Raw genomic sequence first — 24,797 nt, forward strand, 5'->3', positions numbered from 1 at the left:
CTATGTTGTCAAAATTCATGTTTACATGCCTTTTTTTTAGTAGGAAATATTTAATTGAACTATTGTCTATACTTCAAAGGCGACATTTCGGTTTTCTTTTTGAAAATTCGGTTGAAGGATTGTGATTGCTCAAAACCTAATTCATAGGCAATTTCACTTACGGATAAATTTGTCGTTTAGAGTTTTTCTTTTGCTTTTTCTATGAGCTTTTCGTGAATGTGTTGTTGGGCATTTTGCCCTGTCAGCAATCGCAACATATCACTTAGATAATTTGAAGAATAATCTAGTTTGTTGGCTAAGTATTCAACTGTTGGTAAACCGCTTTTAAGTGGCGGATTCCGAAGTGCTTCAAGTGTTGGATTCATGCTAGGTAGAATGTCCAATTGATTAGTTTACCTACTAATTGAGACAAAAGCCTTCTGCAGAAGTAATTTTTCAATTAAATGCTGCTCTGAATTGCAATGGTGTTTGTTGCGTATTCTTCTTAAACATAGTGCTGAAGGATTGTGGGTATTCAAATCCCAATTCATAGGCAATTTCCTTGATGCTTAAACTAGTTGTGGAAAGCAGTTCTTTCGCTCTTTCAACTACAGCCTCTTGAATATATGTTTGCGCATTTTGACCGGTAGCGCTCTTTAATAAATCACTCAAGTAATTAGGGGAGATATTGAGCTTTTCTGCAAAAAAGTGGACTGTAGGAACACCTAATATTGAAGCATCACTTTTTAGGTACGCATCCATTAATTCTTCCATTTTTAATACTATGTCATTATTCACAGAACTTCGCGTCAGAAATTGCCTATTGTGAAAACGCTTTGCGTAATTGAGAAGCAGGTCAATGTGCGAAACTATTAAATCCTGACTGTAGTGGTCAATGTTGTTTTTTAATTCATCCTGTATTTGATTCATCAGAGACATAATGATATAGTCCTCTTTTTCAGAAAGGTGAAGGGCTTCTGAGGTAGAATAAGAGAAGAACCCATAATTGCCAATAACCTTTCCTAATTCAGAATCCCGAATAAGTTCAGGTTTAAAAACCATCATATATCCTGACAAGGGGTCATCTGTAGGATTCGTGACAGAAAAGATTTGACCTGGTTTGGTAAAGCTCATCACTCCTTCATCAAAATCATAATGAGCTTGTCCATACCGAAACTTGCCTGAGGCACCTTTTTTTATCGCCACACAATAGAAATCATAATAAAAGCTGCTCCAAATTTCATTAGAATCAAATTTTATATGCTCAAAATCAATCATGCTTATCAAAGGATGAATTGGTTTTGGCAATTTGAATAACCTGTGAAGTTCAGATATTGACTCAATTTTATATGGAGCAGCTTTTTTCACACTATTCTTGATCAAAATCAGTAGATAAAGATAAAGTTTTCCATTTTTCGATTTCTTCCTTTTCGTTCTTACGAACTTCCAATAAGGCATGGTAACTATCGGAACCCAATGGAAGATGCAAAGGAGGATTCGGCATTTCGGCAAGTTGAAGTACTACTTCTGCCAATTTTTTAGGATCCCCTAATTGTTTTCCATCAAATCCTGTAAACTGTGCTACCTGTGTATCTAAATCATAGGCATCAATTTTATTTTGCGCAACACTGAGTGTTTCCTCATTCATAAAATTTGTGCGGAAGGTTCCCGGAGCCAAAATGGTCACTTTAATGCCAAAAGGAGCAACTTCTTGTGCCAAGGCTTCCGATAATCCTATAACTGCATATTTTGAAGCACTGTAGCTTCCATTGCCTGGATAACTCATAAAGCCCATCATAGAAGCAATGTTAATGATTTGCCCTGATTTTTGCTTGCGTAAATGTGGCAAGACATTTCTAATGATATGGGTCATTGCAAAAACATTGACATCCATAGTTTTTCTAAACTCGGTATCACTTGTTTCTTCGATATTCCCCAACAGGTTATATCCTGCATTATTGACCACAATATCTATTTTTCCAAATTTATCTATGCCTTTTGAAATAGCATTTTCAACATCTTTTTCATTGGTGATGTCCAATTTTATTGCAAGTAAATTTCTCTCGTGGTCTTCAAATTTTTCTAAAAGCATGTCCGTATTTCGAGAAGTTGCAATGACTTTATCGCCATTCTTCAAAACCGCTTTTGTGATTTCAAGCCCCATTCCTTTAGAGGCTCCTGTGATAAACCAAACTTTCTGTGTATCCATAATTTTTTTGTTTTTACAAAGCTATTGGATCCATCAATGAAGATAGTTTTCAAATCAAGGATAAAAGTATTAGAATTCAGGATTACAGTTTATTTGTCTTTATTACCGCTAACTGTCAAGTTTAAAAGTAGTAGCGGACTATAAGTCGATTACTTGTCCGCTACCACCAATGTTTATTAACTGCACGAACCCTTGATTTACCAATTCACCCACTATTGCTTTTACACAAAATTATAGGTTTGTAATTTTCTTTCTGTTAAAATTCTTCTTCTGTCATCGCGTTATTCAATACAGCACCTGCAATATTTCCTGTGGATACGGCATAGGATACCGCACGGAAAGGACTGGTATTGTCTCCACAGGCAAATATGTTTTCTACTGTTGTTTTTTGAAAATTATCTACTTTGATAAGGCCTTGTTCTGTCAATTCGCAACCCAATAATTCGGGGATTTTACAATGTTGTTCAAAAGCTGGCCGTGAATAGATTGCTTTTAACCCAAAGGTTGAATTATCCTTAAAAATTATTTCTTGAAGTACTCCGTTTATGTGTTTCAAAGAGGATATTTCCTTTTCTATTATTGGAATATTGTGTTTTTTGATTTTGTCAGTTTGCTCCTGCGTTAATTCCGATTTTCCATTGGTAAATATCGTTAAATCCTTTGTCCAATTACGAATGAGTTGGGCATAGTGAAACGCAATATTTCCGTTAGCTAAAATCCCTGTTTTTTCATTTTTCACTTCATACCCGTGGCAATAAGGACAATGAATTACAGAGATTCCCCAACACTGCGAAAATCCTTTAATGTCCGGCATTATGTCTTTTACTCCTGTTGCAAAAACCAGTTTTTTAGCTGAAAACACTTTCCCTGATTGGGTGAAAATCTCAAAGCCGGTCTCAGTTTTCTTTCCGTTGATCACCAGGTCTGTCTGAAATTTTACAGTGTCATATTTCAACACCTGTTTTTTGGCTTTTTCTGCGATTGCCATTGGTTTCTCTCCGTCTTGGGTAATGAAATTATGTGAATGTGGTGTTTGTCGGTTACATGGTAAACCACTGTCTATGATTAAGACTTTTCTTAAAGCTCGGCCCAATGCCATTGCCGAAGAAAGTCCAGCGTAACTCCCACCAATAATTATAACGTCAAAACTATTATTGTCTTTCATAAGATTGATTTTCGTAAATGCTGTTGATGGAAAAGGTAAGGCTAGGGCTGGTATAGCAAGCCCGCCAAGTTGTAAAAGCTCTCTTCTTGTCATCATTTTTTTGACAAAGGTAGGGAAGTTTTTTTTATGCAACAATGTTGCATTAAATTTACCGTGAAAACACTAACCTTACACCTTTCAGATAATACCTTCCTATTTAATTGATTCGCATTTTTCACTCTAATAAAAAAGTGAGTTATAGTACACTTAAGATGAGAATAATAGTTTTGTGGTATAATTAATATACTTTGAAAATTAAAAAAAATCTTACTTCCTGTTGTAATCGATAGCTTCGAAAGTACAGTTGAATTTTACAAAAAAATTACAGAAGGAAAAGTTGGTTTTTTTGCTGCTCACGATGGTAAATTAAGTCTTATTGATCAATTTGTTGTTTTAGCTACTCTAAATTCTCCTGATGCTCTTGAAATCCCAAGAATAGTTAATTCAATATTTTTAGTGGATGATTTGTTGTATTTTTTGAATACTTTAGAAAAACATTCAAAAAGAGTTATGATTCCAGTAAATTGAGTTTCTACAGGTATTCGATTTATTGTAGAAAAAAATGATGGGAAAAATAATCGAATATCTTCAACTTAAAGAGAACTAAAAATATGGAAATGTAACGGATGTAAGGCTGGAGCTTGGTGGTGGAATGGCAAAGAACTCTCACAGCCCATGCTTTATTCTGTAGTTGAAGGCAGTTTATTAATCTATTAAAATGTCCATTTATTATTTTCAGGATTAATGTCAACGTCGTAATCATTTCCTAACACCAACTGTTTAACTTTCATCTTTGCTTTGAATTTTAAGTTTATTGGGTTTCTACCATTTGCCCAGCAAGATATATCTTTAGTGATTGTCTCTTTAGAACCGTTTTCGTAAATAATGGTAAGATGTATAGGAACTGCTAATGTACCGGGACTTGAAATCTCAACCGTATAATTAAGTTTACGATTGTTTACATTACTTATAGCAAGGTCAGGAACATTTTTTTCAAAAAACCAATTATTCCAAAACCAATTCAAATCTTTACCACTTCCTGCATTTATACAGTTGAAAAAATCAAAAGGTGTGGGGTGCTTTCCTGCCCACCTTGTGATGTATAATTGTAAAGCTTTTAGAAATTGAGATTCTCCAAGCATTTCCTGAAGATATAGATATGCCAAAGCAGGCTTTAAGTCTTTGTTCGCAAACCTCGCCTTGCCATATAATTGAGGGGTAGGTGTCATAATAGGCATATCTTCATCTGTGCCCGCAGATAGATTTACAGGGCTGATGTCATAATTTAAATGAATAGTTGAATCGATAAGAGGATGGTACATAAATTCTATTAATGTCGCCAAGCCTTCATCCATAAAAGAATACTTTGTTTCGTTATTAGCTACATAAAAAGGGAACAATGAATGAAAAACTTCATGTGCTGTAAGCTCTATGGCATCAGCCGAATCTTTGAAAGGTAACATGTTTACCATCATAGGATATTCCATTGCATCCAACCCTTCAAATACAGTTAGGTGAGAATATGGGAATGGTATCTTAGGAAAATAATAACTGATTAGCTCCACTGTTTTTCTTGCATAAGAAATAACAGGTAAAAAAGCCTCATGATTGGGATTAAAAACAGCATCAACCCTAGTACGTCTTTTTGATGTGGAATCTACCATTACACTGGTGGATTTCCATTCATAATGATTACTTATGCAAAATGAAAAATTAATAACGTTTTTAGCATCAAAAACCCAAGTATTTACAGAATCCTTATTTTTATTTGTGACATGTCCATTTTGTAAATCTCCAGTTGTAATTATGTTTATAATACTGTCACTTTGTTGAGCAAGTTCAAGTCTATGTACTATTTCATTAGTAAAAACTTCACGCTTATTTTTGAGTTCTCCTGTAGCCCAAACCTGGTAATTATCAGGAACAGAAATCTCAACATGAAAATCCCCAAAATCATTATAAAATTCTTCTTTACCTAAATATGGATGCTCATTCCAACCATCTATATCGTCATATACCGCAACTCTTGGGAAAAAATACGCTATAAAAAACGCACCGGCATCTATTTGACCCGTTCTGATAAAAGATCCTGCGTTTAAGAAATAACTATAATCTACAGTGATATGTGCTTTTTGCTTTGGTAAAATGATTTTATTACCAACATACATATTTGTTCCAATTATTTTATACTTGGCGCTATCAAAATATTCATTATCAATTAAAAAGGACTTGATTTGAACTCCTTCTCCTAAATCTTTAAGAGCAATATGCCTATTACGAAGGGCATCCGTTTTATACAAGTTTGGATACAATTTAAACACAAGTTGAGCTAAAGTATCATTACTGTTGTTAATGTATTCAATATCTACTATGCCTTTTAACAATCGGGTGTCAGGATCAAATTTTATTTTAATATTATAATCACCGGTGTTTTGCCAGTATAATTTACCGGGAGCACCGCTTATATCTCTTGTTCCTACTCTATAGGCTTCTTTTACATTTTTAGTAATTGGCAGATGCTGCCCAAAAGAAATATTTGAGAAAACTAGAAAGAGAATGAAAATTTGTAATATTATATTTTTCAAGGTTGATTGGTTTTTAGGCATCTGCGAAGCTTCAATAGATAACTGTTGACAATTACGGACTAACCGACATATTCAACACCCCATTTATACAATTCGTTAAAAATCGGCTCTAACTTTTGCCCTTTTGTTGTTAAGGTGTATTCAACTTTTGGCGGAACGGTTGCAAAAACTTCTCTGATATCAATTGCCGTGTTTTATAAAGGCTTCTTATATCCAACCAAAAATTGGCAAGGGAGACAGTCGGTCAACTATGTTTCCGATACTTTTTGGTAGGGATAAGAACTTAGTCGGCTTATGTAAGTACAAAAGCTGATGGAAATAATTGAACATGATTACTTCCATCAACCCTTTTTTTACCAATAACATATTATTGATTCGTGCTTAGATTTAGAAGTCTTATTTTTCTATGAAATTGACCAATTCAGTATTGAATTTTTCAAGTTCTTCCAAAAATAATCCATGTCCACTATTTTCAAATCTTACGATGTAGGAGTTTTTTATTCCTTTGTGCATCTGTTCGGCTAAGGCAAACTCGCAAATTTTATCTTTTACGCCATGGAAAATGGCAGTAGCGATTTTTATTTGAGGCAATTCAGAACGTAAGTCACTTTCTCTTAAGGCTATCAAACTTTGTGTAGTGGCATAAGGCGATGCTTCTAAATTGATTCCGCCTAACCAATTACCCAAACCTATTGGTAAAGCAGTTTCTGTTGCCCCAAATATTTTCCCAAAGTTTTCCAATAATTGGGGACGATCAGTCATGCTTAATTGAATAAGGCCATTTACATCATCCTTAGAAAACCCATAAGGATAATCAGCACGTTTCGTCCAAACAGGTGCAGCAGCTCCAAACAATGCCAATTTGCTTATATGTGCAGCATCGTATTTTGCCACATAGTGTATGGCAATGGCACCACCCATTGAAAATCCACCTAGAGTTGCGTCTTCGATATGGAGTTTATCCAGTACCACTTTAATATCATCGGCATAAACATCGTAGTCGTATTTTCCATAAGGCATGTCTGATTTTCCAAAACCTCTCAAAGTAATTCCTACAACTCTAAATCCTTTTTGAACCAAATCCTGATATTGGTATTCATACATGGCATCGCTCAGCGGCCATCCGTGGATTAAAACCACTGTTTTACCTTCGCCAAGGTCTGTAATGTGGAGGTTTACATTATTTTCTACCTCCACGTACTCTTCTCTTCCAAGTGAAGCAGGTACTCTTGTTGTTTGTGCATTCATGGTATTTGATGAAATTAATATTGAGAAAATAAAAGCTATTACTGTCTTCAATCCTCTGATTGAACCAAATTTTTTGATGGGGGCATTCGTCTTTGTTATCATCTTTTTAATCGTTCAATTATTATGTTTGGAGAACTGAACTTTCGACTTGGATTATTGTACATATAGCGCACAAAACTTCGCCTTTTGACCGGATACTCCTGTTCGATGATTATTTTTTTATCATACCCTTATTTTACTACTGTCGCTTCAAGTTCAACTTTCAAAGTTTCAAAAAGACCTTTCACCTCGAGAACTGTACTTGCTTGCTTAATACCATGTTTAGCTACCCAATCCTGAAAGACATCAAAGCAAGCCAAAAGCTCTTCTGTCGACGTGGTATAGATATTCAGCTTTACAATATTTTCGGGATTGTAACCTGCTTCGTTGATTACCTTTTCCAAATTCTGAATGGCATCGGTTAATTGGGATTTCATGGCAGCGTTGCTTGACACTCCATCGGCATTTATGGCTGTCTGCCCGGAAATATAGAGTGTGCTTTCCGCATGTTTTACCTCTACAGCTTGAACATAACTGCGTTGATTCTGCCATTCCCAGGGATTAATTACTTTTTTTTCCATTTGATTTTTTTTTTTGTGCAAGACCGCATGTGATTGATAATAATACCAGACCTAAAACTGTTGTTAGTTTTTTCATTGGTTTGTTGTTTTTGATTGAACAATGCAAAGTTGAGAATCAGATTCGGGACGAACCTGTGAGGTTAATCACTATTTTGAGATCGTGACCATTCTCAATGAAAAAAGAAGAATTAGAGTATTTTATTACTGAAGTCTGCTCAATGTCTCTCTGGAAACACCCAAGTAAGCCGCAAGCTGGGTTTTAGATACTCTTTGAAATAATGAAGGACTCTGCTCAAGTAACATTTCATATCGCTCCTTGGCGATAACTGATACAAATCACTTTTCACTTACAACTTTATCCATAAAGGCTCTGATTTTTTCTATGATTTCTTCTCCATACTCTTCCAAAGCAAAATGCCCAGTATCATAAATATTATAATCAATAGTATTGAGATCTTTCTTAAAAGCCTCTGCACCGCTTTCGGGAAAATATTCATCATTTTTTCCCCATACAATTAACATGGGCGGTTGGTATTTTCTTAAATACTTTTGCCAAGCGGGGTATAACTTTAGATTATTTTGGTAATCATACCAAAGATCTATATTTACTTGATGTGCATTTGGCCTGCTCATTCTTAGGTAATCCAAATGCCAGGTATCAGGATTTATATTTTCAGGATTTCTTGTTCCATGGGTGTATTGCCATTTTAGACCCTCTAATGTAAAAGCCGGTAATAATGCTTTTTCTGTATTTTCATTTCTATTGGCCCATAAAGCCCTGATAGATTCCCATCCTTTTCCTAGCCCTTCCTCATAAGCATTTCCGTTTTGGTTGATTATTGCTATTACTCTTTCCGGATGTTTTGTTGCGATTCTGAATCCAATTGGAGCACCATAATCCTGCATCATTATAGCATACGAGGAGATTTCTTTTTTCTCTAAAAATGTATCTATAGTAGAAGCGATGTTTTCAAAAGTATATTCATAATCAGCCGGAGAAGGGAAATCACTGTTTCCATAACCGGGATAATCCGGTGCAATGAGATGGTATTCATCAGCCAACTGATTTAATACCTTTCTGTATTGATGGGAAGATGAGGGGTAGCCATGTAATAAAACAATGGTAGGCTTATTATTATTTCCCGCTTCACGATAGGCGATGTCTATGCCATTTACTTCAATCGTTTTATATTTTATCTTTTCCATTTCATTTTTATTTTGAGCATGACTATTTGTGATTGTTAAAATTAGACCTAGCACTGATATCAGTTTTTTCATTGGTTTGCTGTTTTTGATTTGACATTGCAAAGTTGAAGATCTAATTCGGGACGAACCTGTGAGGTTAATCACTATTTTGAGATTGTGACCTTTCTCGTTGAAAAAAGAAGAATCAGGCTATTTTATTTCTGAAGTCTGCTCAATGTCTCTCTGGAAACACCCAAGTAGGCAGCAAGCTGGGTTTTAGATACTCTTTGAAACAATGAAGGATACTGTCCAAGAAGCTGTTCATATCGTTCTTTTGCATTAGAGGTAAGCAAAGACAAGATGCGTTGTTGTGATCCAATAAACCCTAAATTCGATTTCTGAAGAAAAAAGCTTTCCATCTTTTGCAGACGAGCGCATAAATTTTGGTAGCCTTCAAGAGATAAGCAAAAAACAGTGGTTTTTTCAAGGCACTGTAAAGACATTGTAGCCCTAGTTTGGGTAAAGTAAGCATAAAAGTCACTTTCCCACCAATCTTCCAAAGCAAAAGATACAATATGCTGATTTGCAGCGCTATCGGTATACAGTAATTTTAAAAGCCCTGATACCACATAATATGCATAGGTTACTTTTTCACCTTTTTCAAAAATGAATTGATTCTTTTTGAATTCCGCTATAGTAAAATGAGATAACACGAATGCAAATTCCTCATCAGAGAGTTGTACTTTTTTTTCTATATGTGTTCTGAGTTTTTCTGCCATTGAGTTATGAGCTGTTTTCAGATTATATTATTAAATCCTTCATTAACGTCCTAGCCTTTTGACTGACGTTAATCAAACCACATAAATTGGCCTGAAGTCGATGCTTGTTTCTCGAATAGTCAGTCTCAATTTATCGATTTGTTTCTTTATCCTCTGTACTAATCACGGATTTCTTTCTTCATCAGAGGATGGAAGTCGTTAGGAATGAGAGAGTTTCTCGACGTAAATAAGGTGAGCGGTTCCGCCACAAGATTTTTTTTTCCGAATCTTCTGACCATTTTCCCTTTAGCTGGTGTGGAATACTCAATCATTGTTCTTGGTCGCCTTGAAATCAATAGGGATGTGTGCTTTAGTTGTCATGGTTTTGGAAACATAGATTGTTTTGAAAGAAAAAATTGATTTGTCTGGTCCATTTTTCAATATCTTGGGCACTGGCTTTATCGGCCTTGCCAAAGTAGAAATGTTGGTTGATTTTTAATCCGCAATAAGTGAAAATCCCTTTATCAGAGGTTAATGAAAGCGCCTTATCCATTCCTATACCCTCATATTCTTCCTTCGATTTGCCCTGGGTATTGACAATTGTGGTTTGCTTGCCCGTGAGCAGTCCTTGTTGCACACCTTTGTCATATCGATAGGCAAAACCGTAACTAAAAACACGGTCAATATATCCTTTCATAATGGCAGGCATCCCTGTCCACCAAATGGGGTAGATAAAAATGATATGGTCTGCCCACGAAATGTAATCTTGTTCTTGTTTTACATCGTCTGAAACTATCCCCAGTCTTTGTCCCTTTATATCTTCCAATGAAAGAACGGGGCTGAAATTGAGTTGATACAAATCTCTAATTACAATTTCTTGCGAGTTCCTTTGCAAACTTTCTACAATAGTTTGAAGTAAATGACGGTTTAAACTACCATCGTTTGGATGAGCATAAATGATTAAGTGTTTCATTGTCCTATTTTTTAAATTTCAATAGGACAAAAGTAGATTGGCACCGTCTGGTAAAATTGTAAGAAAACGAAACGAGGCTTATATACCCTTTACCATACAAATATCTTGGTGAAATTTCAGATATTTTGTTGGACTAATATTAAGGTAATACTTGAAGTCACGAATGAATTGGCTTTGGTCATAATACCCACATTCATTTATAATTTTAAACCAGTCTATCTTAATGGTTGTTCCGGCCGTATTTTGAATCAATTCTATGGCTTTCAAAAATCTTTTATAGCGGTTGATTTCCTTGGATGAGTATCCCAGATATTTCTTGTGTTGGAGTTGAATGTTCCTTTCAGTTTGTTTTTCTTGACTTGCAACAGATTTTATGAGGCTAAGGTTATCAAGGGTAAGGTTTGCAAATTTTTGTGCGATTTTATTTTTCCGCCTTAAATAAGGTTTAAAAAAATCAAGCATATAACTTATTTGATGGTTTACGTCATCTATTTTATTAAGTTCTTCCCACAGAATTGTAAAGCAAATTTCATCTGATAAATCGTCTGGATTTTTAGGTAAAGGTTCGGCAACTGCAGCAATACCGAAAAAACGATAAAATGCATCATCCTTAAAATTTGCAACTAAAACCTTTGAATTAGGCGGCAATGAATAGTCAAACGCCTGTTTTATTGGTCCGAAAACAAAACACCTGTCAATACTTACATCCGTATTATTTTTAGAACGAAGTAAAGCTTTATTGCCAAAATTCAGAGTCAAAATGGTTTGAAAAGAGGGCAACAAAGTTTTTGTTACAATATCCGCAGATCTGTTTTCGGCAAAATAGAAATGAGAAAAAACATCCTCGAAGTCTGTGGGAACACCTATTTTAAGGTTTATGTATTTGTCTTTTAATTCTGTCATTTAAAGTATCAAATTTTGTTCGGTTTTTTGATAGGGTTACTGCTATTTTGTCCCAGACTAGAAACTACAGTTTTTGGGTTTCCTGACCATGTTGCAGGTTAGTTCCAGTAGCGACCAAAATGGGGATGTCACAATTAAAATCCCCAAAACACCATCTTCAAATCGGGACGATGAAATGCAGATTTAGGTAGGGGATTAATCAACAAATTATTATTTCAAGATTTTTTCTAATTCTGCATCGAACAGTTTCGCTAATTCAAGACTGGGTAAAATATGGCCTTTTCCGTTTGGTTCTTTTGCTAACCTATACCCCCATTCGAATGCTGCAATTCGTTGGGAAGGTGTGCCGTGATGTGAATTATCTTCAAATAGGCAATCACCAAGATTAAAAAATACATTTCTATAGTGTTGCAAACTTTCTTCCCCCATAGCAGCACCCTCAGGATGAAACAAGTAATATGCTGCGTATGCATCGGCCATTAATTCGATGCGACGGGCAGTTTTTGGGATGAGCTCTTTTCCTCTTTCCATTCCTTTTACCAAAATACCCAAATCATATTGAATATGATGTCCAAACTCATGAGCCAGAATCGCATGTGGTGCAAAGTCTCCCAGTCCAAGAGATTCAAAACCTTGCAATACTCCATCACCAATGATGATTTTTGGAGGAATTGGCCCAATACCAGCGAGGATAGTATCAGGTGTGGCTAATTGATTAAATGTGAAGGCAGGATGGTTTCCATTAAGAAGTTGCGGATAAATTTGGAATAAATTGGCTACTGAATCAGCGTATTTATTTGCTTTAGCGTCTGACGCGCCATTGGTTTTGTACATTTTAAATACTTTACTCCTGTCTTGAAGCATTGACCCATGAGTAGCAACTAAAAAAATGCAGTCTGAATCAATATCCCAAAATCGCTTTAAGTCCTGAAAGCCTGCTTTTATTTGCACAGTGTATTCACCCTCTGGGCCAAAAGATTGATTTGAAGGATTGATTTCATAATAGAGTGTATACAATAGTGCTAATTGGTCCATGGTTAGCTCAGCGCTGGTTGCGATTAACGTTGCATCTTTTCCCCAACTAAAGTACTGATTTAAAACCCAGTTTCGCAAAGGTGGGTCATCGCAAGGGACAGGCACAACGTCAGCTAAACCGGGATTAGCGGGATCGTATTCCGGGCTATTCATATCATTTTTACAACTGCAAAGCAGTAATAATGAAATGAAAATGGCAAAGTGGAAATTATATTTACTTTTCATAACGGGTTTGTTAAGAGTTTTTAGGGGAGGGATACTTAAGGGGGGTTGATTGAATGGCCTAAAAAACTGCAGTATCTTCCTTAGTTGAAAATCATCTTCTAATTTTTACTTTTGAGATATAGAGTCTAGCAGATCTATTTTTATGAAGTGTGTCAAAAAGATAAACATACTTCTTACCTCCCACTGGAATTGGGCTGTTTGCCAATTCCAGTGTTTGGTAAAATTCAATCGGGGTGAATTTTTTGTTTATTTACTTATTACCCCATTACTCCTTTGCTTTACTCTTATGGGAAGATTCTGTCTTTAATCGATCTAGGATCTATATGTACTTAATTAGTTTAGCTTTAATTGTCTTTTTCTTCAAATCTACAGTCGAGCTGCTGGTAGATGCTGTCGTTTTGTTATTTTTTTTCTCATTTATAGTGGCACCTCCCGAGGTTGAGGAGCCATAAACCTCTTCTTCAAGAACAAAAATAATTCCGTCAGCTCCTTTTTTCCTGGCTAAATTGACTAATTTGTCTTGACACTTTTCCAAGGAACGGAAGCCTTGATCGAGTTCAGCTGTTCCCATGACAGTGAAATCTTTTTTCACATCTAAATCATCGAAATACTGATCAATGATTTGCGTCTGAGGATAGCTCTTACCGAAATACTTTTGTGCATGGGAAGTATTGAATAAAAGAAATCCTAGCAGTAGAGATAATACTAACTTTTTCATAATAATATATTGGTTTAGATTTATGCAAAGATAAACTGGCCGGATCCAGGAATATTTAGGAGTGTAGATGAAGTGATAAAAATAAAAGATGATATGTCAAAAAGTAGAGATCAAGTGGAGTCGAATTTTCAATAATCCAGCCATTTCTTGAAGGAAGTAGCCTTTAATCTGCTTATAATTATCCCATTTTTCAGCTGTTTTAATTCTACTTTCAATTTTGAATTAAAATGATTGTGAACTTGACTTATTGAATTAATATTGACTAAATATTGTCGATTAGCTCTAAAGAATACTTTTTGATCAAGTTGCTCTTCCAATGATTCCAAAGTATGGTCAAGAAGATTTTTTTCACCATCAAATGAAATGGCATAGGTAGTTCCGAATTCGGAAAAAAAGTAAGAGATAGAGTCAACATATATTTGTTTAAATCCATCTTTGTAGGGAACCAAGAACCTGGTTCGGAATTCTTTTTTGTCAATTATGGTCAACAATTTCTTAAGGGCTGTATTTTTTTCCCCGATTGAACTTTCTAATCCTTCAAATTTTTTAATGGCAAATTCCAACTCGTCTTTTAGAACAGGCTTCAAAAGGTAGTCTACGCTGTTAAATTTAAAAGCTTTTATGGCGAACTCATCATAAGCGGTTGTGAAAATTACAGGACATTTTAATTCAATTTGATTAAATATCTCAAAACTAAGACCGTCTGAAAGTTGAATATCCATAAAAAGTAAGTCAGGATGATCATGAGATGTAAGCCAATCTACAGATTTGTTTATACTGCTTAATATTTCTATGATTTGATAATTACTCCTAAGATTAAGAATCATTCGTTTCAAGCGATCCGAATTCGCCTCTTCATCTTCAATAATTACGATCTTTTTGACTGAGCTCATTTTAACAAAGGGATTTTTACGATAAATTTATTGTCCACTTGTTCAATTACAGGGATCCTATTTGATAATAATCTATATCTGTTAATTATATTTTCCAATCCAATCCCAGAAGATATCGGCTTCTTAAGTAAGGGCTTAATCGTATTTTCAATAGTAATTTCGTCGATTTGACTTGAATAGATTTTAATTTGGAGAGGACTATCCTTATCAATTCTATTGTGTTTTATGGCATTTTCGACAAGTAGTTGTAAGGTAATCGGTGGGAGTTGCAAATCCATTTGCACTTCAGAAATCTGAATAATAAATTCAACTCCATTACCCATTCTGTTTTTTAAAAGAAATAGATAAGCATCCAGAAATTTCATTTCAGCTCCTAATGTGATAAGCTGTCTTTTGGCATTGACTAATAAGTACCGATAAACTTTTGAGAAATTTTCACTGTATTCAAACCCCAATTGTTGATCCTTCAGAATGAGTTCAGAGAGAACACTTAAATTATTAAATACGAAATGGGAATCAAGCTGTAAGCGCAAAGCTTTTAATTCCGTCTCAGCGACCAAACGTTTAACTTCCGCAGCCTGAGTCTTGTATTCTGCAGCAGTTATGATTTGTTCCCTCCAATTTGAAGATAAAAACGAAATAGTATTTAGCATTCCTACGATGAATGATAGTAATATCATAGAAAAAACTACATTAAAAAGATCCTTTTCTTCTGAATTGTGTGCTTCAAATTGGATATTGAACATATCCATGATTGCAATGGTAAATATGGTGTAAACGAAAAGAAGGATAAGTAAAAAGACAATTTGAATTAGAGTTTGTAAAATCCATCTTCTTACTATATGGTAATTCCAGGGGATCACACTGTTCAGTTTTCTATCTATTAAAAGATGCAACTCAACAATTAGGGCTGATAAAATTAATGTACTGATTACGTCAAATACAATATAAAATGTGGAATGTTGCAGGTAATTGTTCAGACCTGAAGCTGGATGGCTGGAAAAGCTAATTAAGAAAATACCAAAAAATGTAAGCAGGATTAGCCCTATTTTTCTTGCCTTTACTTTAACGATATCTTTAGAAAAAATGCTCATTTATCAAAAGTAGATAGTTAAGAAATATGGCATCGATAACTATTTAAATTCTAGGTTTAACATTGACCTGCCTAATATATCATAAAAGCACAATTCGTTTTTAGAAGAGTAGACTCGATTTTGGGGAGTCTTTGGAGTAAAAGAGGTAGAGTTTTCACTTATTCTGTCTTGGGGATAGATTTTCCGATTGCATTTTTAGAAATTTTTACAAAGGCTTGATGCTTTTCTTTGGTTAAGGAAGGTTCTTTTTCTTATTTTAACAGAATTTTGGGGAAATGATTTCAGTAAATTCTTATATTTTAATCAACAAGAGTTCGGTGAAGAACTCTTGTTGATTAAAAATTTGAAAGGATTAAAACCTTAACCCTGCTGAAAGTTGAAATACTCTATTAGTCGCATCAGCATTTGGTTTGACATCATTCAGACCTAAATTGTACCTTCCCTGAATAAAAAGGGGTCCTAATACGCGAAGTGTTACACCTCCTGCAACTGAAAAATCATAGGAATTTGATTTTTCGACGTTAACATTTTCTTTTTCATTCAATAAAAAAGACACCTGAGGACCTAGGTCTATTGATAGTCTGTTGGGAATCAAGTAAAACTTGGCCAACACCGGTATGGATATATATCCCAATTTGTTTCTGAATTCATCTAAAGCTCCTTCAAATGATACTTTAGCTCCTATTGTGGAATATAGGACTTCAGGCTGAATTGAAACTCTTTCCGATACTCCGAGGTCTATAAATGCCCCGGCGTGGTAGCTTGTGATGCTATTTGTATTAAAATTAGCACTGCTCCCTTTAAAATTTGAGAAATTTGCACCTCCTTTTATACCAAAGTTTAGACTTTGAGCATAGATTCCTGTTAATCCGGCAATTATCAAGAACAAGGTTAGATAGATTCTTTTTTTCATTTTCATTTTTTTTTAGTGTTTGATTACTCCGCAAAATTATATCGACCTCCCCGTTGGTAAGACTAAGATGTTGGTGAAGCGATAAAAATGAGGAATGAAATGATAAGATTGAATCTTCAAATGGGCATACGACCTTAAACAAATTCTAAAGCTTGGAATATTTTCCTGGCTGCCGCAGAAAATAAGCAGGAAAATTTTTATGCAACTAAAATTCTATATTTTAAAGATTTAATTTTTTTATCCTTGGGTTTCCGGAAGTTGATTTATACCGACTTTGATCTGATCCCTTCTCAGGTTTTTAACAACGATAAAGCCAAATCCTGTAAAGCAGCTAAACAAAAAAATGTTTCTGACCTGATTCAGTCATTCTTTGCAAAATTTCTTATTGTGGATTACATCCATTTCTGCTTTATCCAACAATTCTCTAAGAACCACTTTTTTATCATTTTGTATCCTATTAGTGATTGATCCCTTTTCATCCAATCTTTTTTGAAACAGGAGAGGATAATCTACTTAAAAAAAGGTTCCAAATATTCCACAGCGGTATTGTGGGCAGATAGATTGGAGTTGGATCCGCCGTCCAGAAGTTCTCTGGCATTTTCACCAAATCCACCACAATAGCCTATATACCAGTTCCTTTACTTCCTTTTCTTTTCATCCCATAGAAGCTTTTCTGCAAGCAGTCTTTTTGCCGATTCTTGTGCTATTTCTCCCCATGCACTTTTTGTTTTGTCAGCTTTGGTAGTAACCATGTCCATCACTGCTGTAATCAAACATGCAGGTGTGGAGGTATATTCGAGGTCTACGTTGCGTTCTCCGTTTGCAAGGTGGATGGTGGGTGCAACCCACCATGACCTCCATCACCTTAGGTACCGCTGTAATTATGGCTTGTATTTTACTTTTTGGGATGCGTGGATGCGCACCGAAGATACAGGATTCGAAAAGCGGTTTATGGACCATACTTCAAAGAGATTGATTAAAATTGGGTAGGATAATCAGGATAAATCGGAATTTTCATTAACTGACCTTTATGAAGGTTAAGGCCCTAAACGGGAAGTTTATAAGGCGTGCTGCATCAGCAGAGAAGGCATGTGGTTTCACGTTTAAAGAAACAAGTAACAGGACAAGCAGACAACTAGACACCTCCCTCAATCCATAACATTTACTTCATCATTCATCTTTCCGCCAGGCTTAGACCCTGCCATGAAAAAAGCCCAATGCAGGGCATCAGGCTTTAATTTCGCAGAGAGTGGGGGATTGATTCCATCGATCCCTGAGGGGGGGGAGGCTGAAACCAAAGCCTGCTCACTCCGTTCATGTGGTCTTTTTCCCTTGCAGTCGCCCAAGCGAGCTTGGTCTCCTGCCATGAAAAAAGCCCGATGCAGGGCATCAGGCTTTGGTTTCGCAGAGAGTGGGGGATTGATTCCATCGATCCCTGAGGGGGGGAGGCTGAAACCAAAGCCTGCTCACTCCGTTCGTGTGGTCTTTTTCCCTTGCAGTCGCCCAAGCGAGCTTGGTCTCCTGCCATGAAAAAAGCCCGATGCAGGGCATCAGGCTTTGGTTTCGCAGAGAGTGGGGGATTCGAACCCCCGGTACACTATTACGCGTACGACAGTTTAGCAAACTGCTGGTTTAAGCCACTCACCCAACTCTCTAATTTTTTTGTTTATGCGTGTGACAGTTTATCCGCCTGAGGCGGATGGTTTAAGCCACTCACCCAACTCTCTAATTTTTTTTGTTTATGCGTGTGACAGTTTATCCGCCTGAGGCGGATGGTTTAAGCCACTCACCCAACTCTCTAATTTTTTTTGTTTATGCGTATGACAGTTTATCCGCCTGAGGCGGATGGTTTAAGCCATGGTTAAGGCGTTGCAAATATAATTGAATATTCTGGACTTTAGCAAGCTTCAAATGCGATAATGATAGGCAAATTATTTCTTGACCTGCCTTTCAAGGTTAAAGGGCTGAACTTCAATAGAAAAGTCTGCAAGGAGAAAGCCAAAGACAAGGGAGGGGAGAAAATTTTTTATATGGGTAGGCAAAAAATAAAGATTATCCTATATTTGCAAGCACAATTGGGATCGGAATCACGGTCCTTGCTTGTTTCGGGGTGTAGCGCAGCCTGGTAGCGTACTTGCATGGGGTGCAAGGGGTCGCTGGTTCGAATCCAGTCACTCCGACTTGGAATAGTACAAATCAATACAAAAAACCCTCAGATATTGCTTATCTGAGGGTTTTTCATTTTTTGGTGAACCAAGTTATATAATTAAATACGAATAAATCCAAGCTGCACGGTGACACTTAGGGTGACACCTTTTGGTTCTAAGTTTGAAGTTTATTAAGTAATTCAAAAAAATGTTAGATTATTAAGTATAGCAAGTAAATGTCTAGGTACATTTTAAATTCCTTTATCTTCATTCCTGGTCCCCAAGAAGGAATTTTCGTTTCCCGTACCGCCTCCGCCCTCAAAGATTTCCAATCTGAATAACCATTTACTCTTTCCACTGGTACCTTGGACTCCGACACCAGAAAGTTTCTCATTAAGCTTTCCGGCACTCCCTAACATGGAGCGAAAACTATAAATACAACCGTCACCCTGCCAATCTACTACAAAGTAGAAGCCTCCCGAATCAAGTCTACCTTTAGATAGAGGGGCTTCGTGATTTCGGAGGGCGAAACCAAACAATTGATACCCTTCAGCCAGATCCGATAAAGGCATTTTAGCTTTTTAATTTTGAATTGAGTTATAGAAAATAGCAAATTCCATTTTGATTGGTTCAGTTTTCCAAAGTCGAACGCTCATTTTTTCAATAAATCATAGGTTTGAACATGAAAAAAGTAGGGATATGATCCTTTTTTGAAAACTTAAACCAAAGAAAGATGAAGAAATTAATTTCAATTGTGAGCGCAATGATTTTGGCCATGCCTATTATGGCCCAACAAATCCAAAAACTCGAGAGTAAAATTGATTCCCTGGCTTCAAGCCATACGGGGAAAGACCAACCCGGTTTTGTGATCGGTGTGGCCAAAGGAAAAGAAGTGATTTTCCAAAAGGCTTACGGTCAGATGAACCTCGATTACCAAATGCCAATTACGGATCAGACTACCTTTAACCTGGCATCAGTTTCCAAACACATCACTGCTTTTGCTATACTTAAATTAGAAGAAGAAGGGAAAATAAATCTTGATGCCCATGTACATCAATATATTCCAGACCTTCCGGATTATGGAAAAAAGATAACAGTAAAACAATTGATTTTTCATACCAGTGGATTGGGTTCAACAGATAATATCCGCCTTTTCTCAGGGATATCCCTGGAACAGCCTTGGACTGCTGAGGATGAATTCGAGCTGATCAAGAATTATAAAATTCTCAACTTCAATCCCGGTGATGAGTATTTGTATTCCAATGCAGGTTATGGCTTATTGGCCAAAATCATAGAAAATGTAAGTGGCCAAGCCTATGATGACTATATTGAAAATGAACTTTTTACTCCTTTGGGAATGAGCAACTCTTATGCATATACCACACCTGGTAAGACCATTCCCAATAGGGCGGTAGGCTACAAGAAAACAGCTAATAGTTTGGAAAGAACAATTACCGAGTCTGAGTCTGTCGCCGGTGGCACCAATATCTATATGAGCTTGGAGGATATGTTGATTTGGGGCAGGCATTATTTTCAACCGACTTTGTTCGACCCCAAAGTCATAAATAGGTTAGAAACTTCTCCTTCAAAATTGGCTGATGGCTCAGATTTGAATTATACCTATGGCCTTAGCTTGGTGGATTATAAAGGTATTCGCCTTGTAAGTCATTCCGGAGGAACCATGGGATTCTCGGCTTATTTCACATGGTATCCAGAACACGACATGTTTGTAGCTGTTGCTGCCAATAATCAAAATATCAGTACTGCCACTATATCCAGATTGGTGACAGAAACTTTACTGTCTGAGTATTTTGTTGAAGCGTCTTTGGCAGAAAATGAAGATATAGAACTCCCTGTAGATCAATTGAGAAAGTTTGAAGGGGAGTTTAAAATGGAAGATGGAATGGTGCTGACTTTTAAGGAAAAAGAAGGTAAACTATTTCTTTTAATTCCTGATACTCCTGAATTTGAACTGTTTGCGTCCTCTCCATCCAAGTTTTACTTGAAAGCTTTTGAAGCACAAACAGAATTTTTGATTGGTAGCAATGGGGAAGTAAATGAATTGGTCTGGTTTCAAAGTGGTAAAAGTTTCCCCGGAAAAAAAGATGATGGTTCCATACCTTCTCCCGCTCCTGACAAAGATGAAATACTTGGGAATTATTATAGCCCCGATCTGGATGTCAATTATCAAGTCAACCTGAAAAACGATGCCCCCATCTTGGTAATGCCCAGTACTTTGAAATACTATTTGGGATTGGAAAACCTTCCAATGGAACATTTTGATGGAGATAGGTTCAAAGTTGAAAAGTTAGGGGAGATCTACTTCACTAGAGATATCAGGAAGAACATCAATGGTTTTGTAATCAAAGATGTGGGGAGATTGAGAAATATTTCTTTTGAAAAAACCAACTAACATTTATCTATTCCATAAGACCTTCCTTTCAGACCCCTTGTAAATATTGTGGATTTGAGTAGGAAGGTTTTACTCATTTTAAAAGTTGAACATGCGCAATAAAAACAACCTTAAAATCAAAAAGAAAAATCCGTTTTCAGATCTCACCTGTGTATTGGATGAATCGGGAATTATAGGAACATTGAAATTACCTTTCCTCAACAATTCCGCTTTCTTCTCAGGGCAAGAGCTATATACTTTTCGCCCCATTGATTTTATCGGAAATTCCTTTAGGATCTATAGGAAGGGCAAGTCCATAGGCTATATCCATTTTCATGCATTTCGGAATATGGCTCAAATCAACCTGGTGGAGGAAGGGCCTTTTCAGTTTTCCCTACGGGGATTTATCAATGGTAATTGGGTGTTGAGACACGGGAAAATATCCATAGAAAGAATGGAGGATGATCTGCAGTTCCATCATTTGGAATTACAAGAGAAGGAACTTTTGATGGCCTGTGGACTATTCACAGCTGCAAAAATCAATAAAGACTTGATTGTTTTGGGTCCCTTCATCATTCTGATATGGATCCTTTTAATTTTGATTTAAAGTGTAACCAATAAAATACTTGTTCCTATTCAATGCTTACAAATTCCAAATTGAAGGTCTTTCTAATTCCAAAAAATAGGTATTGGGTATTAAATATTCATAGTTTCAATTCATTCTGGATTCAAGATTTATTTCTAGAATTACGACAATAAATAGGATAGCAATCAAAAATAAGGATTTAAAAATCTTTGAAATGCAGAAACCTCATATTTCGAAATTTACCAAGTTGAGGTTTTTGTCCTTTTTGATTTGTCTGTAGAAATGATTTTGAATCCTTTGGGTAATTTCCATTTTTTTAATGTTTATAGTGCTTATTATGTTGTAGATTTTCATGAAACCTTCAAAACTAGAACTTAATGAAGGTAATGGATGAATTTTATTGGGAGGTACTGTTTTCCAAAGCTGTACCCATTTTAGATTATTTATTGTTTACCTTGTCTTTGATTACAAAGTTTGGACAGCAGCCTAAGCTGAAAAATATCTGTGTTGCAAGATTTCACCTTTGCTTATTTGTGTAATCGAATCCTAAATAGAAGCAAACGTTTTACTTTTGGCTGATGGCAATGAAAAATCAAGCCATAATCTCTTCTAACTATTCATGAACTCCGAAAAAATCCAGCTATTCTTAGAAAACAATATTACTGAGTATTTTAGTTATTTAGGAGCTATTCAGGGTCTTGTCCTGGCAGTTGTAGTATTATTCTATCCGGAAAGGCATAAAGTTTCCAATTGGCTATTGAGTATTTTTCTTTTATTTTTTGCTCATTTACTGGTGGCAACTCGGATTACAGAGGCTGTCAGTTCGGATTTGGTTTTTATGATTTATGGAATAAGGTTCTTGGCGAATATTGCCTTGCTCTTTTTTATCAAAAGTCTTTATCAAAATATTGTATGGAAAAAGCAAGGATGGCATTTGGTAGTGATACTTCTGGATAATGTGGTCATATATAACAGGGTATCTGGTTCTCCACTGTTTTTGGAAGGGATTCAATTGGAGATTTTCACAGTTGGTTGGTATTTTCTGGTCTCCTTTTTCTATCTGTTTTTAGTATTCAGGGCTTATCAGGAATACCGGGAAAAAGTATTGAGGAATTTTTCGTCCCTGAACAACATCGGATTGAAATTTGTCCATCAGATCATCATTTTCATGTCTTTGCTGATCTTGATTGACTTGGTATATGCCATTGTATATTTTGGGTTCGACGGTCGCACGGGTACTTATCACCGTTTAATGAAAACCTTGATCTCTACGGTTTTCATGTACTTTATTGCGATAAAAGGAAAATTGACCCCTCAAATCTATCAGTTACAAAAAATTGTTGAAGCTCCTGAACATACTGTGAAGGAATTGGGAAAAATTGATTCAAAAGAAGAAATCAGCGCCGAAATACAATTGGTAGGCGATAGCGTAATAGCGCTGATGGAAAATGAAAAGTTCTATAAAGAGGAGAATATCAGTATTAAAGACGTTGCTGAAAAAATAGAAGAAAGACCTTATATAGTTTCCCAGGCCATCAATACCTGTCTGGGAAAGAATTTTTTTGATCTTATTAACAGTTATCGGGTAGAGGAAGCCAAAATTTTGATGCTGGATGAAAAGTTAGCCCATCTTTCCATGATAGGAATTGCATTTGAAGCAGGTTTCAGTTCGAAGACGGCTTTTAATACCGCCTTCAAAAAACATACAGGGATGACACCAAGCCAATTTAAAAAAGAGTCAAGTTATTCAGATTAGAATTGGTTTCGGATTTTAACCATGATATTTTAATTGAATAAGTCCGAGTTTCCAAAACTGAACATTCCACAGAATTTGGTAATTAAATTTGAGGCATGTTAAAGCACAGATCTAATAGGCCAAATAAAGACAGTGAATTTAAATATGGTTTTCACTTTCTGATCTGCATCGGACTGATGAAAATTTTATTTTTAGGCCATTTTCAAAGTCAAATTAATGATTTGGCTTTCTTTTGGGAAGGCGAAATCCAGATTCCCGAATTAAACTTGATCGAATACTTTTTTCGACTTTACGGTCTGGATTTTAAGTTCGCGATGTACTGTCATGGCATTACTCCTTAGAAAATAATAAAATCTAAAAAATTAGAAAACCTTGATATCTATGAAAAGTTTATCGATGATTGTCATTCTTTCTGCTTTTTGTTTAAATCTAAGCATTGCAGGACCCAAGGATTCGCTTTCAGTACAGTTCGAAAGTGATAATGTAATTCTAAAAGGAAAATTGATACTTCCAAAAGGGGAGGATAATAAGGTGCCCGCTGTAATTTTCCTAATAGGCTCAGGAGGGTACGGTTCTTACTCAAAAGACTATAAAGGATTTTTAGAATTCTTTTTGGAAAGGCCATTTAGAAATGACGATGTAGCATTTATGTTTTTCGATAAGCGCGGGGTAGGGGAATCCGAAGGCATTTGGTACAAAGCTGACTTTGAACAGCGGGCAAGGGATGCGATGCATGCCGCTGAATTTTTAAAAACTGTTCCCCAAATAGACCAAGAAAAGATTTATGTAGTGGGACATAGTCAGGGAGGCTGGATTGTTCAGATATGCCTGTCCGAATATTCTCATCTTTTTGCTGGGGGTATCAGTATGGCCGGGCCCACTTTCAATGTCAAAAAACAACTGATCAATGACTATCAGAGCGCTTTTATTTGCAACAAAGACCTGGATCCCGCAGGTGCCCTGAAAAAGGCCAAGCGAAGAGTTAATCGAGACCTTACCATTGTTTCGATTTTACCTTTACAGAAAGACTGGAAACAGTTGAAGGTCATCAGGAAATTTGACCCAAATGAATACTTACTGAATATAAAAAAACCGCTCTTGTTTCTTTTTGCTGAAAACGATAGGTTGGTCAACCCGGAATGGAGTTTGGAACACCTGAATGAGCTTTACCCAAACGGACTTCCTGATAATTTTACCTATCACATTGCAGCAGGAGAAAATCATAGTTTTAAGACATCGCCATTTTGTTACAAAGGTGCTTGGAGTGACTTGAAATTTTCAGAGAAGACCAAGAACGTGATGGTGGATTGGATTAAAAATGAGATAGGAAATGTTTTAGAAGTTCAAAATTGATCGAAAACTGCAAATAAAAGC

At 36.1% G+C, this 24,797-nt stretch carries 23 protein-coding genes, 2 tRNA genes and 1 pseudogene; 7 read left to right on the forward strand and 19 right to left on the reverse strand.

Going from position 1 to position 24,797, the window contains the following annotated elements; genetic code table 11:
• Positions 1–59: 59 nt before the first annotated feature.
• The 17 genes and pseudogenes from H1A14_RS19970 to H1A14_RS20055 form a co-directional block, all read right to left on the reverse strand.
• Positions 60–329, reverse strand: a pseudogene (locus tag H1A14_RS19970) (helix-turn-helix domain-containing protein); the annotation flags it as partial.
• Positions 330–435: 106 nt separating this feature from the next.
• Positions 436–1,347, reverse strand: coding sequence for a helix-turn-helix domain-containing protein (locus H1A14_RS19975; RefSeq protein WP_194778076.1), 912 nt, complete (start codon positions 1,345–1,347; stop codon positions 436–438).
• 1 nt (position 1,348) lies between these two features.
• The gene (locus H1A14_RS19980) at positions 1,349–2,188 is read right to left on the reverse strand and encodes an oxidoreductase (protein ID WP_194778077.1); all 840 of its coding nucleotides are present in this window, start codon (positions 2,186–2,188) and stop codon (positions 1,349–1,351) included.
• Between the two features lie 256 nt (positions 2,189–2,444).
• A complete protein-coding gene (locus tag H1A14_RS19985; RefSeq protein ID WP_228527900.1) occupies positions 2,445–3,353 on the reverse strand; it encodes an NAD(P)/FAD-dependent oxidoreductase in 909 nt (302 codons plus the stop codon).
• Positions 3,354–4,105: 752 nt separating this feature from the next.
• Positions 4,106–5,977 (reverse strand): M1 family metallopeptidase, encoded by a 1,872-nt coding sequence (locus tag H1A14_RS19990; protein WP_194778078.1) that lies wholly within the window; start codon positions 5,975–5,977, stop codon positions 4,106–4,108.
• 59 nt (positions 5,978–6,036) lie between these two features.
• Positions 6,037–6,162, reverse strand: coding sequence for a winged helix-turn-helix transcriptional regulator (locus H1A14_RS19995; RefSeq protein WP_317174914.1), 126 nt, complete (start codon positions 6,160–6,162; stop codon positions 6,037–6,039).
• Positions 6,163–6,373: 211 nt separating this feature from the next.
• On the reverse strand, positions 6,374–7,276 hold the full coding sequence (locus H1A14_RS20000) for an alpha/beta fold hydrolase (RefSeq protein ID WP_228527894.1): 903 nt from the start codon (positions 7,274–7,276) through the stop codon (positions 6,374–6,376).
• A 179-nt stretch (positions 7,277–7,455) separates the two neighbouring features.
• Positions 7,456–7,845 carry a RidA family protein gene (locus tag H1A14_RS20005; protein WP_194778080.1) on the reverse strand — a complete coding sequence of 130 codons (390 nt, stop codon included), beginning with the start codon at positions 7,843–7,845 and terminating at the stop codon, positions 7,456–7,458.
• Between the two features lie 336 nt (positions 7,846–8,181).
• Entirely contained in the window at positions 8,182–9,123 is a 942-nt protein-coding gene (locus H1A14_RS20015; RefSeq protein ID WP_228527895.1) for an alpha/beta fold hydrolase, read from the reverse strand.
• A 122-nt stretch (positions 9,124–9,245) separates the two neighbouring features.
• Positions 9,246–9,809: a Crp/Fnr family transcriptional regulator gene (locus tag H1A14_RS20020; protein ID WP_194778081.1), complete on the reverse strand. Its 564-nt coding sequence runs from the start codon at positions 9,807–9,809 to the stop codon at positions 9,246–9,248.
• 349 nt (positions 9,810–10,158) lie between these two features.
• Positions 10,159–10,761 carry an NAD(P)H-dependent oxidoreductase gene (locus tag H1A14_RS20025; protein ID WP_194778082.1) on the reverse strand — a complete coding sequence of 201 codons (603 nt, stop codon included), beginning with the start codon at positions 10,759–10,761 and terminating at the stop codon, positions 10,159–10,161.
• A gap of 78 nt (positions 10,762–10,839) precedes the next feature.
• Complete coding sequence (locus H1A14_RS20030) at positions 10,840–11,664, reverse strand: helix-turn-helix domain-containing protein (protein ID WP_194778083.1); 825 nt, start codon at positions 11,662–11,664, stop codon at positions 10,840–10,842.
• Positions 11,665–11,874: 210 nt separating this feature from the next.
• The gene (locus H1A14_RS20035) at positions 11,875–12,924 is read right to left on the reverse strand and encodes a neutral zinc metallopeptidase (RefSeq protein WP_194778084.1); all 1,050 of its coding nucleotides are present in this window, start codon (positions 12,922–12,924) and stop codon (positions 11,875–11,877) included.
• 319 nt (positions 12,925–13,243) lie between these two features.
• Complete coding sequence (locus tag H1A14_RS20040) at positions 13,244–13,642, reverse strand: hypothetical protein (protein WP_194778085.1); 399 nt, start codon at positions 13,640–13,642, stop codon at positions 13,244–13,246.
• Positions 13,643–13,770: 128 nt separating this feature from the next.
• Positions 13,771–14,535 (reverse strand): LytR/AlgR family response regulator transcription factor, encoded by a 765-nt coding sequence (locus H1A14_RS20045; RefSeq protein WP_194778086.1) that lies wholly within the window; start codon positions 14,533–14,535, stop codon positions 13,771–13,773.
• Positions 14,532–15,629, reverse strand: a complete 1,098-nt coding sequence (locus H1A14_RS20050) for a sensor histidine kinase (protein WP_194778087.1) — start codon at positions 15,627–15,629, stop codon at positions 14,532–14,534. The genes H1A14_RS20045 and H1A14_RS20050 overlap by 4 nt, the downstream gene beginning before the upstream one ends.
• Before the next feature lie 352 nt (positions 15,630–15,981).
• Positions 15,982–16,548, reverse strand: coding sequence for a porin family protein (locus H1A14_RS20055; RefSeq protein ID WP_228527896.1), 567 nt, complete (start codon positions 16,546–16,548; stop codon positions 15,982–15,984).
• A gap of 618 nt (positions 16,549–17,166) precedes the next feature.
• Between H1A14_RS20055 and H1A14_RS20060 the strand changes: the two genes are divergently transcribed.
• Positions 17,167–17,532, forward strand: a complete 366-nt coding sequence (locus H1A14_RS20060; protein ID WP_394355339.1) for a sterol desaturase family protein — start codon at positions 17,167–17,169, stop codon at positions 17,530–17,532.
• 213 nt (positions 17,533–17,745) lie between these two features.
• Positions 17,746–18,072 carry a hypothetical protein gene (locus H1A14_RS20065; protein WP_194778089.1) on the forward strand — a complete coding sequence of 109 codons (327 nt, stop codon included), beginning with the start codon at positions 17,746–17,748 and terminating at the stop codon, positions 18,070–18,072.
• Positions 18,073–18,108: 36 nt separating this feature from the next.
• Here H1A14_RS20065 and H1A14_RS20070 read toward each other — a convergent pair.
• A tRNA-Ser gene (locus H1A14_RS20070) sits at positions 18,109–18,197 on the reverse strand.
• 451 nt (positions 18,198–18,648) lie between these two features.
• On the opposite strand from H1A14_RS20070, the gene H1A14_RS20075 reads away from it, so the two are divergent.
• Positions 18,649–18,722, forward strand: a tRNA-Pro gene (locus H1A14_RS20075).
• A 218-nt stretch (positions 18,723–18,940) separates the two neighbouring features.
• Here the strand turns inward: H1A14_RS20075 and H1A14_RS20080 are convergent.
• Positions 18,941–19,261: a hypothetical protein gene (locus tag H1A14_RS20080; protein WP_194778090.1), complete on the reverse strand. Its 321-nt coding sequence runs from the start codon at positions 19,259–19,261 to the stop codon at positions 18,941–18,943.
• A 161-nt stretch (positions 19,262–19,422) separates the two neighbouring features.
• On the opposite strand from H1A14_RS20080, the gene H1A14_RS20085 reads away from it, so the two are divergent.
• The 4 genes from H1A14_RS20085 (at position 19,423) to H1A14_RS20100 (ending at position 24,776) form a co-directional block, all read left to right on the forward strand.
• Positions 19,423–21,102, forward strand: coding sequence for a serine hydrolase (locus tag H1A14_RS20085; protein WP_194778091.1), 1,680 nt, complete (start codon positions 19,423–19,425; stop codon positions 21,100–21,102).
• Positions 21,103–21,193: 91 nt separating this feature from the next.
• Positions 21,194–21,688: a hypothetical protein gene (locus H1A14_RS20090; protein WP_194778092.1), complete on the forward strand. Its 495-nt coding sequence runs from the start codon at positions 21,194–21,196 to the stop codon at positions 21,686–21,688.
• A gap of 598 nt (positions 21,689–22,286) precedes the next feature.
• A complete protein-coding gene (locus H1A14_RS20095) occupies positions 22,287–23,423 on the forward strand; it encodes a helix-turn-helix domain-containing protein (protein WP_194778093.1) in 1,137 nt (378 codons plus the stop codon).
• Positions 23,424–23,804: 381 nt separating this feature from the next.
• Positions 23,805–24,776 carry an alpha/beta hydrolase family protein gene (locus tag H1A14_RS20100; RefSeq protein WP_194778094.1) on the forward strand — a complete coding sequence of 324 codons (972 nt, stop codon included), beginning with the start codon at positions 23,805–23,807 and terminating at the stop codon, positions 24,774–24,776.
• The last annotated feature ends 21 nt before the right edge of the window (positions 24,777–24,797 follow it).

The sequence above is a fragment of the Pararhodonellum marinum genome, from assembly GCF_015354735.1.
GTDB classification, from domain to species: domain Bacteria; phylum Bacteroidota; class Bacteroidia; order Cytophagales; family Cyclobacteriaceae; genus Pararhodonellum; species Pararhodonellum marinum.

Coding starts and splice junctions, on each gene's coding strand:
- H1A14_RS20065 (WP_194778089.1), top strand. CDS start 17,746: ATGAAAAAAGCCCAATGCAGGGCATCAGGCTTTAATTTCGCAGAGAGT.
- H1A14_RS20055 (WP_228527896.1), bottom strand. CDS start 16,548: ATGAAAATGAAAAAAAGAATCTATCTAACCTTGTTCTTGATAATTGCC.
- H1A14_RS20030 (WP_194778083.1), bottom strand. CDS start 11,664: ATGACAGAATTAAAAGACAAATACATAAACCTTAAAATAGGTGTTCCC.
- H1A14_RS20025 (WP_194778082.1), bottom strand. CDS start 10,761: ATGAAACACTTAATCATTTATGCTCATCCAAACGATGGTAGTTTAAAC.
- H1A14_RS20050 (WP_194778087.1), bottom strand. CDS start 15,629: ATGAGCATTTTTTCTAAAGATATCGTTAAAGTAAAGGCAAGAAAAATA.
- H1A14_RS20095 (WP_194778093.1), top strand. CDS start 22,287: ATGAACTCCGAAAAAATCCAGCTATTCTTAGAAAACAATATTACTGAG.
- H1A14_RS20085 (WP_194778091.1), top strand. CDS start 19,423: ATGAAGAAATTAATTTCAATTGTGAGCGCAATGATTTTGGCCATGCCT.
- H1A14_RS20080 (WP_194778090.1), bottom strand. CDS start 19,261: ATGCCTTTATCGGATCTGGCTGAAGGGTATCAATTGTTTGGTTTCGCC.
- H1A14_RS20090 (WP_194778092.1), top strand. CDS start 21,194: ATGCGCAATAAAAACAACCTTAAAATCAAAAAGAAAAATCCGTTTTCA.
- H1A14_RS20005 (WP_194778080.1), bottom strand. CDS start 7,845: ATGGAAAAAAAAGTAATTAATCCCTGGGAATGGCAGAATCAACGCAGT.
- H1A14_RS20035 (WP_194778084.1), bottom strand. CDS start 12,924: ATGAAAAGTAAATATAATTTCCACTTTGCCATTTTCATTTCATTATTA.
- H1A14_RS19980 (WP_194778077.1), bottom strand. CDS start 2,188: ATGGATACACAGAAAGTTTGGTTTATCACAGGAGCCTCTAAAGGAATG.
- H1A14_RS20045 (WP_194778086.1), bottom strand. CDS start 14,535: ATGAGCTCAGTCAAAAAGATCGTAATTATTGAAGATGAAGAGGCGAAT.
- H1A14_RS20100 (WP_194778094.1), top strand. CDS start 23,805: ATGAAAAGTTTATCGATGATTGTCATTCTTTCTGCTTTTTGTTTAAAT.
- H1A14_RS20040 (WP_194778085.1), bottom strand. CDS start 13,642: ATGAAAAAGTTAGTATTATCTCTACTGCTAGGATTTCTTTTATTCAAT.
- H1A14_RS20020 (WP_194778081.1), bottom strand. CDS start 9,809: ATGGCAGAAAAACTCAGAACACATATAGAAAAAAAAGTACAACTCTCT.
- H1A14_RS20015 (WP_228527895.1), bottom strand. CDS start 9,123: ATGAAAAAACTGATATCAGTGCTAGGTCTAATTTTAACAATCACAAAT.
- H1A14_RS19985 (WP_228527900.1), bottom strand. CDS start 3,353: ATGAAAGACAATAATAGTTTTGACGTTATAATTATTGGTGGGAGTTAC.